Here is a 13,007-nt window from a genome sequence, read left to right on the forward strand (position 1 = left end):
ACCTTTGGTCCAGTAATGGATCGAAGGTTCTTTTCTTGACTGTGTTAAAGGTTATTCCCTTTTTCGGTAGCGTTGGTCTACTGGAGAACTAAACCATAATAAATAAGTGATTGGGGAATTTAATAGATGAAGTTACAACAAAAAGAATAGGTAGTTAATGGGTTTCGATATATTGTCAGGTCTGCTGAAGAGGAAGATGCAGGAGCTTTATCTAAAGTAAGATTGATTATTGATGGAGAAACAGAAAATCTTGATCGGGAGCAAGGAGAAGGTTACATAGATGAATTGGGATTTAAACAAATCATAAAAGAAGATACAGATAGTAATCGCAATATCTTCTTAGTCGCTGAGGTAGGGGGTGAAATTATAGGTTTTTCAAGATGTGAAGGAAGCAAGTTGAGAAGATTATTTCATAGAGTAGAATTTGGAGTCTGTATTTTAAAAGAGTTTTGGGGTTATAGTATTGGCCGGAACCTTTTAGAACAGACGGTTGAATGGGCAGACTCTAATGATATCATGAAGATAAACTGGCCGTTCTTGAAACAAATGAAAAAGCTATTGTTCTTTACAAAAAATTTGGATTTGAAGTCGAAGGTATTTTGAGAAAAGACCGTTTATACCATAGCTAAAAAGAAATATTCAAAAAAAATGTATCTCCAAAAATTTCGCGAAATAATCCAAAAGATGGTAATAAAAAAATCCATTAAGAATTCCCCCATTTTAACAATCTAATAAAACAAGCTAGAGTAGCTGAACAATTAAATGTTTACATATTTTGTTTTCCCATAACCCGCTTCATTTATGTTCTTTGTGGTATTATTTTACATAAAAGGGAGGTTTAAGGGGGGAATGATTAGAAAGGGTTTATTTTTCGTAATGGTGTTGCTGTTTATTTTTACATTGAGTGCTTGTGGACAAGATGCCTATAAGAATAATACAGTAACTGAAGCTAAATTAACCGAAAGAGAAAAGGTAATCCTATCGACAACTTCGGAATATTATTTTTTATTTGATTTTAAAACAGATAAAACGTATAAAAAGGTAACATTATGGGTTGAAAAATATGAGTCTGGGAATTTGGTGGGGGAGATTAACCGAATTTCAACTGAAATTAAAAACGAGGGCACACTTCTTTTTACAACATCTAAAAAGACGGAAGGAAATAATAATTCCTTATTCACATTAAGCATAAATAGCGATGGAAGTACAGGTACCGGGTGGAGTCCAGAAGAAATGAAAGAACAACAATCAGCAGTTGTTTGGGGTGCTAATCCTTTTTTACAGACCATGGTGATAACAAATCAGATGGTTTTAGCTAGTATTTGTTTTTCAAAAGCTGGCCCCACCGTAAGCACATTATCTAGTGATTTTCATGTAGATATGCCTCGCCATATTGATGAGCTAAAGAACTACGAGGTAGTTTATTTGCTTAGAAGTGAATTTTCTAAATAAATGATAAGATTCCATCAGAAAAAAAGAACATGATAAAGGTTTGGAAATTAAAAAAGATAGCTTGGCAGATGCCAAGCTATTCTTTTTCAATATTTTTGTTTGGCCGTTTAACCTTTACAAATCGATAAGCCAAATAAGCGATATAGATTGGTGTTGCGATATAAATCAGGTAAGGAGTTCTACCGAAAGATTCTTTATAGACTAAAAATAACAACGCACCTAAAAAGATCGTGACAATCGTTCCATACTTCGGGAGCGGGACATTTTTAAGACTGGGTATCTTAATTCTGCTGACCATTAGAAAACAAAGTCCGGTAAAAATTACGGTGATCACGATGCTAGGTATTCGAGTGTTAAATAATGTTAGTAAAGCTAAAATTCCTCCTGCCGCTGTAATCGGCACACCAACAAAATAATGTGAAGAGGACTTATTTGAACTAACATTAAACCGAGCTAATCGATATGCACCAAATAGCGGGAAAAGTCCAGCCACTGCAAAACCTAACATACCATGATTGATAAAAATGGTGTAGTAAATTAAGAAAGAAGGTGCAACTCCAAAGGTAACAATATCGGCTAATGAGTCTAGTTCTTTACCTAGAGCACTCTCCACATTCAGCATCCTGGCAAGCCGTCCATCCATTGCGTCAAGCATCATTCCGATTATAATCAAGATCGCAGCATTCCGAAACTGCCCGCTTGCCGCATATCCAATCGATAAAAAACCACAGTAAATATTACCCAGAGTAACAATGTTCGGTAAGCTTTTTCTAATATGCATGTAAATTCCTCACTTATGTAAAAATCATCCTTCTCTAATAGGTAGTTTATTGAACTTATATTATGTAAAAAGACAATAATTGTTTAGTTTTTAGTATTCATTATTTTAGAGCTATCTATGTGTTCAGCAAATACAAACGAGAAGATAACTAAAGTATAACATTAAACCCATTTGCGTAAAAATGATAAATTTTTTATTGCTTTTTTATGTCCCTTTTTTGCCACTGTTCCTACATCGTATCTTTATATTGAAATTATACAATCTAGTTGTAGTATAAATGAAGAAGATTGTAACTAGTGTTTTTACTCTTGCTTTATTATTCGGTGCTGGTACGGGAGCGTGGCAGCTAGTGAAGAGATTTCTTGTAAGGTTCGAGATTTTAAAGAAATGCTGTCCATGATGGCAGAGAAGCATCCTGAGTTAAGCGAAAAAGAACTTAAAAACATGCATAAAAATTGTGAAAAAAAAATGAAAGCCGATTCAAACTCTGAAAGCATGGAGTAAATAAGACAAAAGCACTTCAAAGTCAGAGTTTCTCCATTTGGGGTGTATTTTTGATTTAGTTAATGTTTTATGACAAATACTGTGAACCACAGTATTTGTTTCATTTTTGACACAGCGATTTATATATATATGTGCTATTCTACATTTATTCATACATATGGGAGGTTAATGATGAGCTGCGGTTGTTCAGTAAATATAAGAGATGGTAAAGATATCGTTAATCATATTAAAAGCAAAGGGAAGGAAAACTTCGCACCAACAGTTGCGCACGAAATTACATGTGGATGTGGAGAAACCTTTACATTAGAGACAGTTATAATGAATTGTCCAAAGTGTGAAATGACATATGCGGTGACACCTTGTGGATCTGCTGACATAAATAATATAAGACAAGCAGGTATAAAGTACGCATAGTGAATAAAGTAGATACAAGCGTTTCTTCCTTTGAAGAAACGTTTTTATTTACCTATTATTAGGAAAATGATGTTAAAGTTGTAAATGAAACTACAATTAATTAAATTTACAAATTCTACACTTAAAGGTAGGGGAGATATGGATCGTACAGTTTTCATAGTTGTCTTTTTTTTGTTGATCACAATTATACTATTCACAATTTGGATTCTCCGAAGCAGATTTATTAGAAGGTTTAAGATAATGCTGATCGCAATCCCGTTTTTGATCATCTTGGGGTTTGGACTCACCTATATACCACATCAAGTGGTGAACATCCATCCTTCAGAAGTTTCAAAGATAACTGTGTTTGATGGAAACACCGGCTATGACATGGAAATTACCCATCAATCGGACATTCAACATATGATCAATAACTTAAACAAAGTTACATTTCAAAAAGGAAAACCATCTGTTGGATATATGGGCTTTAGTTTTAGTACAGCGATTTACAATCATAAAGGAAAAGTGATCAAGGAACTGATTATAAATTCACCTGAAACGATTAGATACAAAGGTTTCTTCTACAAAGATAAGAACCATTCAATTGACTATGAATATATTGAATATTTATTCCGAAGAAACTCTCAGTAAACTAACAATTTAGAAAGGATAGGGCACTTCTTATAGAATGAGATGTGCTTTTTATTTGTAAAATATCATAAGAAAACGACGGAGGAGCTAACTAGATGATTAAATCGATAAAAAAACAGGTGATGCATAGCTACCCTGGTATGGTTGCACTTGTAACTGTTTCGCACAACGGGACAGATAATATAATGGCTGCAGGCTGGCATACCTACATATCCTATGAGCCGCCTATGTATGGTGTAGCTATAGGACGGGAAAGGTTTACTTATCAATTGATTAAGGAAGCAGGTAAATTCGCCATTAATTTCCTTCCGTTTGAAAAATCGAGCTTTATACAACAATCAGGTGTGGTTTCTGGTGCCGAGGTTAATAAGTTTGAACTTGGTAAAATGGGTTTTGATAGGGGAATTGCTACAAACTCACCTATTTTGCATGATGCGTATATCGCTTACGAATGCGAAGTGATAGATGTGAATACATATGGAGATCATGATTTGTTTGTCGGAAACATTGTACAATTCTATCGAGATAATCATAAATTCCATGAAGATGGCCTGCCTAATTTTGAAAAACTTTCTATCCCGCTATATCTTGGTCGCTCCATCTATACTCGTGTTGATAAAAATAGTACATTCATTTCTCATCATAAAGATACTGATTGAAAGTGGTGGTAGTAGGAAATGTTGCTTCCTAAAGGTATAACGGGTTTTACGGTAATAAATGCATGCCATCGGTTAATGCACTATTTTGTTGACCAAATAGGAATGTGCTATTAAAAATATAAATATATCAAGTATTACTATTTTGTTGTTTGAACAGTATAATCAGGGATGGGAGTTGAGACGAATGAATAAAAAAGATATCGCCAATATTCGAAAGCAATTCAAATTGGATAATCATTTAATGCAATTAAAAGAAATCTATAATGTTTATGTTAAAAAAGAATCCGGGGAGATTTATCACCAAGTCAGCCAACCCTTCCAATTATTGGATATCGAAACACAAGAATTGTTCCTAGCAAACTTTAAAAAGGTGTTGACGGGTAATCTTGGTGCTAAGCTATTTGAATTGAAGTTCAAACGAGATGTCGAGTACAATACACAATCCATCCTCTTTGAAGGATTACAAGAGGCGTTAACGGAGGACTGGAGAGAAAACATGCTGCAGATTGTTGAAAAAATGTTTGCGCATGCTTCTTATGAATTTGACACAGTGGTTACGTTTATTCGGGGAGAATATCGAAAGGTTACGAAGAAACGGAGTCTAGAATCTGAACAGGGCGGGGATGATGAGGTCTATTCCAACGAGTTCATCCTTTGCAGCCTAAATAAAACGGATCAGCCGAAAAAATCCTTGATGTTCGATTATATTGAAAAAGAATTCAAGTCCTATCATGTAGTGGACCCTATCATTAATTTAGAATCTCCATTATCAGGGTTCCTGTTCCCTGCATTTAATGACAATGCAGCCGATGTAAACCATATTCTCTATTATTCAGGTAAAGCAAACCAGCCAGATTATGCCTTTATTGAAGAGGTTCTAAATTGTGAGGACATCATGACTGCTCAGGAAAATAAGGATAGCTTCGACTTGATCTTAAAAGAAGTGATGGGAGATGAAGTGGATACTAAGGTTTTTGCAAATGTGTATGAGGAAATCGATCGAGTGGTTCAAGAGAGTGTTGAAAATGAAGAAAGTGATGCCCCTACACTTGATTTTCGTGATATTGAACGCATCTTAACGGTAAGCGGAGTCGAAAATGTAAATACAGCCAAAGTAGAGCATGCCTTCAAAAGTGTTGTAGCGGACGAAAAACATGAATTCAATGCAACGAGTTTAGTTCCGAAATCGATAAAAATCAGTACGAAATTAGCGGAAGTGACCATCAACCCGAAGGATATGAAAAATGTAAAATATATAACATATGAAGGAAAACGCTGCCTATTGTTAGAGGTAGACGAAGAGGTAGTCGTAGAAGGGTTCCGATTGGAAACGAAGACACTCTAGTGAGGTCTTTTTCGACTGGTTAGTTGGTTCTCTACTAGAGTAGAGWATCTTTTTTATTATACAGGCTTTGAAATTAATAAATTTTTTTGAAAAAACATCATAACTTAGTATAAAATTATAATGATAGTTTCACGATATAATGGAGGACGGGTTATGGTTGGAGTAAGATCAGTCAAAATCGATGGTGAGGATATCCATATTTTCAATAGTGCCCTTTATCTCTTTGAATCTAGTACAGGTTATGCACTTGAACTAGATGTGATCGTAAGTGAGATAGCTATAAAAAAGTATAAAAAAGAAGAAATGGTTATTACTGAAATTGAACTAGAAGATGGAAGAATCCTCAGTTCCTTTATGAGCGTAAAAGTCCTTCCAGGCGGCTTGCCACAGCTTAATTTCATAAGTGAACAAGTGGATCCGTTAGAATATGATGGCCTCGATCGGGTAGACGAAAACAGCTCCTGGTTTCCGAACATAGAGGCAGGCATAACGCTAGGAGATATAAGAAAAGTGGAAATGCCTATAGAAGAAGTCAATTTAAAATTAAAACTGCCCATCGACCAGGTAGAGTGGCTAAAAAAGCAAAATAAAAAGGTATTAAATGATATAATCTCAAACTATATCTATGATCAATGGAAGGAAAGGAGCTAAAAAGATGATAAAAGTAGTGGCGAAAGGAAAGTTAAAAACAGGTGTAAAGATTGAAGAATACTTGAAACTAGCAAGAGAGCTTGTAGCAGAATCTAGAAAGGAAAAAGGCTGTATAGCGTACGCTCTCCATCAAGAAATTAACGATCCCACTATCGTCACCATGCTTGAGGAATGGGTGGATGAAGAGGCACTAAAGCAACATGGTACTAGTGAACATGTGGAAAGAATCGTTCCAGAGCTAAGAAAATTACGTGAAGGTATTGAAGTGAATATTTATAAAGAAGTAGAATAATTGAAATCGGTCTATCACTTAGGTGTGATAGACCTTTCTAGTCTTCAAACAGTCATGTTAGTGAGCTTAACCATTGTCTCCATGAGTTGATTTTTCATTCGTGGCTTAAACTGGTTATAACAATTTCGGCCCTTTTCTTTTGAATCGTACATAGCTAAATCGGCATTCTTAATCAATGTATGGAGGTCCTGTCCATCTTGCGGATATAGACTGATCCCAATACTGGCTGAAATCGTAAATTTTTGATCATAAATGGAAAAGGGATCCACCATTGATATCAACTGGAATAACGGAATTATTCTTCCCCATTATTTGGTCCTCAAAATTTAAAGAAGAATTATTCATTGTATCTTTCCTTAATAGTTGAAGTTTTTCAGGAAGATGGGTAAAAATCATGCTGGGTTTTGTCAATAGGAGTTCATTTTTTGAATAGTTGAGAACTTCACATGCAGTCGGATTACAATCTTTAAGCATGTTGTCTGTCCCAATCAGGAAATAACTATCAGCTGCCTGCTCAATCACGCTTCTAAACTTTTCTTCGCTTTCTCTTAATAGCTTCTCCGTATTTATGCGATCTGTGATATCTAACCCGAATCCTAACAAGTACTCTTCGCTTGAATCATTGGTCTGTATAATTGTTTTTCCGGTAAACATATGGTGTTCCTTTCCTTTAAATCCAGCAATAGCCTCTCTAGTAATTAACTTTTTCTGATCCCAAACTTCAAGATCAAAAGTTCTGTTTTGTGCTGCGATAGCTGGAGGGAAAAAGTCAAAGACCGTCTTCCCCAACAGTTCTTCTAAACTAATTCCATTTGATTCGCACGCATGTTTATTGGCAAAGATGGTACGGCCATCACGATCCTCAAGGAAAATATTAATGGGTAGAGCATCTAAAACGTTTAAATATAATGATTCGGTCACCTGCAGCTGTTTGGTAAGTAATTGATTTCTTTCTTCAAGTTCAGAGATTTTCGTATGTAGATCGTCTATTTCTACTGAGTGCTCTTTATGATGACTGTTCATCAAGATCCCCCTAAATCATAAAATCACGAATGTAGAATATTATTATAGTTTTCTAATATTTCAATAGAGTCATTATATACCACGGTCTTGGAGAACATAGTAATAAATTCCGAAAGATTTATGAATGTATTGTGTTTGTAAATAAGTATAATTGCTTCAGGCTAAGTGGTTGATTTTTTTTAATGATGTTTGTGATAATGATAACTGAAACGGTTCAGATGAAGATGAAACTATTTTACATTCCTAATAAATACATTGGCCAAAAGAAGTAGAACAATGCCAGATTGGTCTTTCAGGATTCTTTGCAGGAATCGGCACACATTTTCATATTGGTTACACCGATTTTATTCACTTACTTCCAGCTTGTTTTTTAGTGTTTTTATATGTAATGGGCTTAATTTTTAGCTTTACATATCTTCATGTTCGAATAAGAGACAATGTCCCTATACCTACAAACAGACCAAATCGAGAAAAGATTTGGTCTGTTTATCTTACATAACTCTACGAGCTGTATAGTAATGCGTGCTGTACCATGGTAGCATAACGAGTCTTGAAACGATTCCCTTAGTCGGGTCTGTATGGAGAATTCGGTAGTTACCTGCATACACCGCGACAATGGTTGGAGGACCACCGATTCTTGTGGAGTAAAAAACGAGATCTCCCTTTTGAAGGTTTCCTTTTGCGACAAAGGTACCCTTTTTAGCAAGCTGACTTACATAAGGGGTACCAAGAGTAATTCCATTTTGACTAAAGATATAATTGATAAAACCGGCATGGGTAAAAGTGGATTTTGCCGGATCATTTACGGTACTGCTGATCCAAACATTGCCCATCTTGGTGTAAGCTAAATTGATGATTTTATCCGCCCTTGTTGGTGGATTGGACGGCAAATAGTTTGGTATTACGCGTCTTGCACCAACAAAGTTTTCTGTGTAATAGGGCTTTGCGGTCATATCAGAAATGATAATATTCTGCTGGGGATCCGCCATATGCAGCAGCTTATTGTTCCCCATGTAAACACCAACATGGTCAGCAGGATTGCTATCTGTTTTAATCACGTCAAAATAAAACAAATCCCCTTTTTGCATCTGGTCCTTCCCAACCGGCCAGCCAAGCTTTAACATATAATCCTCATTATACGTTGCTAAATCAACGCCATTTTGTTTAAAAATATAATCAATAAACGTTGCACATGAAAACTTATAAGGATACGTTGTTTTGTACTCTGTTCTGCTATAAGTTGCCTTCCCTCGCAAATTTAGCCCTGTTTTAATAATCCCGTCGGCAATTTGTTCAGCTGTTTGACCAGGCTGAATAATTGGTGCCGCTGATGCTTTGTTTGCTGTTAAAGGCATGATGAAAGAACTTGAGACTACTAAGAGAACTACAAATAAAGTGAAAACTATTTTTTTCATGGCATTCTTCCTCCAATATGATAAGTTGACTCATATATTTTGCTCTATCAGAGGAAGGTGATACCTTGATATGAAAATTTTCCTGTCAAATAAAAAAACATAAGCCCGATAGGCTCATGTTCAATATCTAAAAATAACTCCATTAAGCCTTATTCAATTAACTAGACTTCAAACTAATTAGTTTCACCTTACCTGTACCTTTACAAGTAATACATGGTATACTGCCTTCACCGGAACACTGTTCACATTTATGGATCCCATAATCAAAACCTGTTCCAGAGCACTTACTGCATTTTTGAATACCAACTCCATTACAGCTTTTACACTTCATTTGATTTCCTCCTAAACACGAAATTAAGGATGTGCAAGGAAAAGAGGTTTGAAGTACAAAAGAAGTAAACAAAATGTCTCTTCTCCACCATAAGGTCCCGCCAATATTATATCATTCGAAATATTCAAAAGAGTAAACAAATTGTGGCAATATTGTTGCAACTTATTAATTTAGGTTACATCCAACTTGCTTTATAGTTCAAAAATTTGGATAATTAAATGATACAGTGCGTTTCAATGATAAGACGGAGGAACTATGGAACAATTGTTAAACAAGAAAAAATCGGGCGTGCCAGGCACTGAGAAAAGGATGATTTGATGAAGGTTGCTATTTTTGATTTTGACCGTACTTTATTTCCCGAGGAGACGTTTCCTCTTTTGATGGATCACTTAAAAAATCATCCTATTCATAACCGGAAATATAAATATTTCTTTAGAAAGATTTTACCTGTTTACCTTGCATATAAGTGTAAACTTTATCCTGAATTAAAGATGAGAGAATACACGATGCAGAGCTATATTTCAGCTTTTAATTCTGCCCCAGAGGGTGAATTAGAGGAGTTCTTTTCTCAGATCGCAAGCATCATGAGTGAAAAACTTAGTGAACCTGTTTTACATAGACTTGAACAACATAAGAATGATGGCTATTATACCATGCTAGTTTCAGGTGCTTTTGAGCCGCTTCTATACTCGGTAACGGAAAAAATTAACTTCGATTGTATTATTGGAAGCAGTATTCCTATCAAGATGGATAAAGTTGTTACACCTATTACCTATATATATGGTGAAAGAAAAAGAGAATTTGTCCATGCACATTTATCAGATAAGAATGTTGATTGGGAAAATAGTTTTGCTTATGGAGACAGTTTTTCTGACCTGAATGTTCTTGAATTAGTAGGAAATCCAGTAGCCGTTAAACCAGAGCCTCGCCTATTAGAAGTAGCGAATAGTAGAAAATGGGAAGTCATGGCATAATAACTAGTGTGAAAAGAAAGATCGGTGATGAGGGGGTCTTCCTACGTCACCTTTTGTAAAAACTATAAATTTCAGAAAATGAGGGAGCGAGAAGAATGGGATGGAAACAAGCTTTGAGACATATTTTGCCGGCCGATCAAGTAAGTGATAATCCGACCATCTTAGAGCATCACAGCAAGGATGAATCCTACCACCGACCGGTGAACCCTGATATCGTGGTGTTTCCAAAAAACAAACTAGAAATATCAGAAATAATGAAACTAGCACATCAATATCAAATTCCTGTTACCCCTTTTGGAGCTGGTTCGAGCCTTGAAGGGCACCCAATCCCTGTTTCTGGCGGGATATCGATGGATTTCCAATTTATGAATAACATCATAGAAATCAGAGAAACTGACCTTCTTGTGAAAGTACAACCAGGCATTACACGAAAACAATTGAATGTGGCACTCAAAAAGTATGGGCTGTTTTTTCCGGTAGACCCTGGGGCCGATGCTACCATTGGCGGGATGACCAGTACAAATGCAAGCGGGACAACAACCGTAAAGTATGGGGCTATGAAGGATGTTGTCAGAGGTCTAGAGGTCGTTTTAGCGAACGGGGAAATTGTAAACACTGGAGGATTAGCAGCGAAATCATCATCAGGTTATAATTTAACACCGTTGTTTGTTGGTTCGGAAGGGACATTAGGTGTATTTACTGAAATAACCTTAAAGGTATTCGGCATTCCTGAAGCAACAATGGCCTGTAAGGCTGTATTCTCTTCTGTTGAAAGGGCAGTCAATGCGGCAAATATGATGGTAACCTCCGGAATTCCGATTGCACGTGTGGAACTAGTGGATGAACAATCTATGAAACAAGTAAATATTCATAACAAAACCAAGTATCCAGAGCAGCCGACATTATTTATCGAGTTCCATGGTAATGAATTAGGAATTAAAGCGGATGCAGCTTTTGCTAAAGAAATAGCGGAGTCCGAGGGGTGCACCTTTTTTGAATATGAAACGGACTCTATTAAAAAAGCTCAATTATGGGAAGCTCGACACTCCTTGGCCTATGCCTTTAAACAAGGCTATCCTGGAAAAAGGAATATGAGTACAGATGTGTGTGTACCATTGTCAAAGCTGCCAGAGGCAATTGCTCACGCCAGCTCCTTACTTAAAAGCTATGAAATCGTTGGAGGGATTGTGGGGCATGTGGGAGATGGGAATTTTCACGCTCTGATTATGGTAGATCCTGACGATCATATCGAGTTTGAGAAGGTACAATCGGTCAATCAAGAAATTGTTGAATATGCCATTAACTGCGGCGGTACTGCAACCGGTGAACATGGAATAGGCTTAGGAAAGATAGACTCTTTGTATAAAGAACATTCCACCTCCATCCATTTAATGAAGATGATCAAAGAACAATTTGATCCAAAAGGAATCTTAAATCCTGGTAAAATGTTTAAGTCGTAGTTGATAGGTGCCAGCTGCTGGCCATTGAAAAAAGCTGGGCCGAAGGGATGCCAACGGTCCAGGCTATTTAAGAACTATTTTTGATATAAATAATAATCCTGGGAGTGGTACGTCCGGAAGCCACAAGATTCATAGAGCCCTAGTGCATGAGCATTTCTGGCCTCTACTTCAAGGAAAATCGGCAATCCTTTTTCGTTCTCCATCATCACTACCTTTGATAATGCTTTTCTTCCAATTCCTTTCCCTCGGAGTTCAGGAAAAATGGTGAATCCGTAAATCCATGCTTCTCCATTAGAATCAGAAACACGCATTTTTCCAACCGTTTTGCCTTCTGCTTCAATGATGATGTTTTGGTCACCGCCGCTATCCTTAATATTCTTATTCATCTCCCGTGCTTCATTTTCAGTCAATCCAAAGCCTAACACTTCTAGTTCAATTAACGCTTCCCAGTCTTCAGCTGACTCAGAAAGTCTAATAGAAACAGAAGAATCCTCGTGTAATTCCATTGAGTGCCATTTCATTTGATATTCTGCAATCGAATAGGTACAAGGCAAATTCTTCAAAAATTCCTTTGCTGTTTGTGATTCTGTTGGTGCATTTAATAAGATTGTCTCTATTTCGTTATTACTTGATGCCTCAAGTCCTAATTCTAACAATTTAGTAAAAATACCTTTTCTTCGATAATCTGGATGAACCATTCCGCAGATTTCCACTTTATTTCCGAATGAATAGGTGCCTAGAAAGCCTACCAACTGGTCGTCTTCATAATGGAAAAAGTCTTCCTTTTGATTTTTAGTTCGATTTTTAAGCATATCAAAGTTCAGCTTCAAATCAAATCCGCCATCTTTTTCACAAATTTCCTGAAGTGTTTTTATTTCAAATAGCTCTTTTTCTGTTAACATCCATTTCGCCCCTGTTCGATAATCTACCTTGTTTAAAAATTTCCATTTTTATTATATATTGTATTTTTGATTTATAAAACCAGTATTCCGCTTTTCTAATCCTATTAAATCGCAAGGTACAACAACACAAACAAGCTCATTTGTTTTAGACGGTGCATTACAAAAAAATGTCAC

At 36.2% G+C, this 13,007-nt stretch carries 16 protein-coding genes and 1 pseudogene; 11 read left to right on the plus strand and 6 right to left on the minus strand.

All coding sequences use genetic code 11. The features are described from left to right. Window positions 1–171 precede the first annotated feature (171 nt). Together BTR25_RS09775 and BTR25_RS09780 are read left to right on the plus strand one after the other, a co-directional pair. Window positions 172–629, plus strand: a pseudogene (locus tag BTR25_RS09775) (GNAT family N-acetyltransferase). 220 nt (window positions 630–849) lie between these two features. Then, window positions 850–1,452, plus strand: coding sequence for a hypothetical protein (locus tag BTR25_RS09780; protein WP_083652314.1), 603 nt, complete (start codon window positions 850–852; stop codon window positions 1,450–1,452). 76 nt (window positions 1,453–1,528) lie between these two features. Here BTR25_RS09780 and pssA read toward each other — a convergent pair whose 3' ends face one another. After that, complete coding sequence (gene pssA, locus BTR25_RS09785; RefSeq protein WP_075687878.1) at window positions 1,529–2,233, minus strand: CDP-diacylglycerol--serine O-phosphatidyltransferase; 705 nt, start codon at window positions 2,231–2,233, stop codon at window positions 1,529–1,531. A gap of 339 nt (window positions 2,234–2,572) precedes the next feature. Here pssA and BTR25_RS27515 point away from each other — a divergent pair, with 339 nt between their 5' ends. The 7 genes from BTR25_RS27515 to BTR25_RS09815 all read left to right on the plus strand — a co-directional run bounded on the left by BTR25_RS27515 (window position 2,573) and on the right by BTR25_RS09815 (window position 6,728). Next, entirely contained in the window at window positions 2,573–2,737 is a 165-nt protein-coding gene (locus BTR25_RS27515) for a hypothetical protein (RefSeq protein ID WP_175596741.1), read from the plus strand. 168 nt (window positions 2,738–2,905) lie between these two features. Further along, window positions 2,906–3,151: a hypothetical protein gene (locus BTR25_RS09790; RefSeq protein WP_254842669.1), complete on the plus strand. Its 246-nt coding sequence runs from the start codon at window positions 2,906–2,908 to the stop codon at window positions 3,149–3,151. A 240-nt stretch (window positions 3,152–3,391) separates the two neighbouring features. After that, the gene (locus BTR25_RS09795; protein ID WP_075687880.1) at window positions 3,392–3,781 is read left to right on the plus strand and encodes a hypothetical protein; all 390 of its coding nucleotides are present in this window, start codon (window positions 3,392–3,394) and stop codon (window positions 3,779–3,781) included. A gap of 95 nt (window positions 3,782–3,876) precedes the next feature. Further along, the gene (locus tag BTR25_RS09800; RefSeq protein ID WP_075687881.1) at window positions 3,877–4,440 is read left to right on the plus strand and encodes a flavin reductase family protein; all 564 of its coding nucleotides are present in this window, start codon (window positions 3,877–3,879) and stop codon (window positions 4,438–4,440) included. A gap of 184 nt (window positions 4,441–4,624) precedes the next feature. After that, window positions 4,625–5,785: a DUF4317 domain-containing protein gene (locus BTR25_RS09805; protein WP_075687882.1), complete on the plus strand. Its 1,161-nt coding sequence runs from the start codon at window positions 4,625–4,627 to the stop codon at window positions 5,783–5,785. Window positions 5,786–5,938: 153 nt separating this feature from the next. Further along, window positions 5,939–6,436, plus strand: a complete 498-nt coding sequence (locus tag BTR25_RS09810; RefSeq protein WP_075687883.1) for a hypothetical protein — start codon at window positions 5,939–5,941, stop codon at window positions 6,434–6,436. Between the two features lie 4 nt (window positions 6,437–6,440). Beyond that, window positions 6,441–6,728: a putative quinol monooxygenase gene (locus BTR25_RS09815; protein ID WP_075687884.1), complete on the plus strand. Its 288-nt coding sequence runs from the start codon at window positions 6,441–6,443 to the stop codon at window positions 6,726–6,728. 44 nt (window positions 6,729–6,772) lie between these two features. Here BTR25_RS09815 and BTR25_RS09820 read toward each other — a convergent pair whose 3' ends face one another. The 4 genes from BTR25_RS09820 to BTR25_RS27520 form a co-directional block, all read right to left on the minus strand. Further along, window positions 6,773–7,000 (minus strand): diguanylate cyclase domain-containing protein, encoded by a 228-nt coding sequence (locus tag BTR25_RS09820; RefSeq protein ID WP_075687885.1) that lies wholly within the window; start codon window positions 6,998–7,000, stop codon window positions 6,773–6,775. After that, complete coding sequence (locus BTR25_RS09825) at window positions 6,975–7,751, minus strand: PAS domain-containing protein (RefSeq protein ID WP_075687886.1); 777 nt, start codon at window positions 7,749–7,751, stop codon at window positions 6,975–6,977. The genes BTR25_RS09820 and BTR25_RS09825 overlap by 26 nt, the downstream gene beginning before the upstream one ends. A 491-nt stretch (window positions 7,752–8,242) precedes the next feature. Beyond that, a complete protein-coding gene (locus BTR25_RS09830; RefSeq protein WP_075687887.1) occupies window positions 8,243–9,166 on the minus strand; it encodes a C40 family peptidase in 924 nt (307 codons plus the stop codon). A gap of 157 nt (window positions 9,167–9,323) precedes the next feature. Beyond that, complete coding sequence (locus BTR25_RS27520; protein ID WP_175596742.1) at window positions 9,324–9,497, minus strand: hypothetical protein; 174 nt, start codon at window positions 9,495–9,497, stop codon at window positions 9,324–9,326. A 317-nt stretch (window positions 9,498–9,814) separates the two neighbouring features. Here BTR25_RS27520 and BTR25_RS09835 point away from each other — a divergent pair, with 317 nt between their 5' ends. After that, complete coding sequence (locus BTR25_RS09835; protein WP_075687888.1) at window positions 9,815–10,471, plus strand: HAD family hydrolase; 657 nt, start codon at window positions 9,815–9,817, stop codon at window positions 10,469–10,471. A 95-nt stretch (window positions 10,472–10,566) separates the two neighbouring features. Further along, on the plus strand, window positions 10,567–11,931 hold the full coding sequence (locus BTR25_RS09840; RefSeq protein ID WP_075687889.1) for an FAD-binding oxidoreductase: 1,365 nt from the start codon (window positions 10,567–10,569) through the stop codon (window positions 11,929–11,931). 74 nt (window positions 11,932–12,005) lie between these two features. On the opposite strand, the gene BTR25_RS09845 is transcribed toward BTR25_RS09840, so the two are convergent. Further along, the gene (locus BTR25_RS09845) at window positions 12,006–12,833 is read right to left on the minus strand and encodes a GNAT family N-acetyltransferase (RefSeq protein WP_075687890.1); all 828 of its coding nucleotides are present in this window, start codon (window positions 12,831–12,833) and stop codon (window positions 12,006–12,008) included. Window positions 12,834–13,007: the final 174 nt, after the last annotated feature.

Origin of the sequence: Bacillus sp. MRMR6 (assembly GCF_001940785.1) — a bacterium.
Taxonomy (GTDB): domain Bacteria; phylum Bacillota; class Bacilli; order Bacillales; family Cytobacillaceae; genus Neobacillus.

Excerpts from the sequence above, each read along its gene's own strand:
- BTR25_RS09780 (WP_083652314.1), top strand. The coding sequence starts at position 850 with ATGATTAGAAAGGGTTTATTTTTCGTAATGGTGTTGCTGTTTATTTTT.
- pssA (WP_075687878.1), bottom strand. The coding sequence starts at position 2,233 with ATGCATATTAGAAAAAGCTTACCGAACATTGTTACTCTGGGTAATATT.
- BTR25_RS09790 (WP_254842669.1), top strand. The coding sequence starts at position 2,906 with ATGATGAGCTGCGGTTGTTCAGTAAATATAAGAGATGGTAAAGATATC.
- BTR25_RS09795 (WP_075687880.1), top strand. The coding sequence starts at position 3,392 with ATGCTGATCGCAATCCCGTTTTTGATCATCTTGGGGTTTGGACTCACC.
- BTR25_RS09800 (WP_075687881.1), top strand. The coding sequence starts at position 3,877 with ATGATTAAATCGATAAAAAAACAGGTGATGCATAGCTACCCTGGTATG.
- BTR25_RS09805 (WP_075687882.1), top strand. The coding sequence starts at position 4,625 with ATGAATAAAAAAGATATCGCCAATATTCGAAAGCAATTCAAATTGGAT.
- BTR25_RS09810 (WP_075687883.1), top strand. The coding sequence starts at position 5,939 with ATGGTTGGAGTAAGATCAGTCAAAATCGATGGTGAGGATATCCATATT.
- BTR25_RS09815 (WP_075687884.1), top strand. The coding sequence starts at position 6,441 with ATGATAAAAGTAGTGGCGAAAGGAAAGTTAAAAACAGGTGTAAAGATT.
- BTR25_RS09820 (WP_075687885.1), bottom strand. The coding sequence starts at position 7,000 with ATGGTGGATCCCTTTTCCATTTATGATCAAAAATTTACGATTTCAGCC.
- BTR25_RS09825 (WP_075687886.1), bottom strand. The coding sequence starts at position 7,751 with ATGAACAGTCATCATAAAGAGCACTCAGTAGAAATAGACGATCTACAT.
- BTR25_RS09830 (WP_075687887.1), bottom strand. The coding sequence starts at position 9,166 with ATGAAAAAAATAGTTTTCACTTTATTTGTAGTTCTCTTAGTAGTCTCA.
- BTR25_RS27520 (WP_175596742.1), bottom strand. The coding sequence starts at position 9,497 with ATGAAGTGTAAAAGCTGTAATGGAGTTGGTATTCAAAAATGCAGTAAG.
- BTR25_RS09835 (WP_075687888.1), top strand. The coding sequence starts at position 9,815 with ATGAAGGTTGCTATTTTTGATTTTGACCGTACTTTATTTCCCGAGGAG.
- BTR25_RS09840 (WP_075687889.1), top strand. The coding sequence starts at position 10,567 with ATGGGATGGAAACAAGCTTTGAGACATATTTTGCCGGCCGATCAAGTA.
- BTR25_RS09845 (WP_075687890.1), bottom strand. The coding sequence starts at position 12,833 with ATGTTAACAGAAAAAGAGCTATTTGAAATAAAAACACTTCAGGAAATT.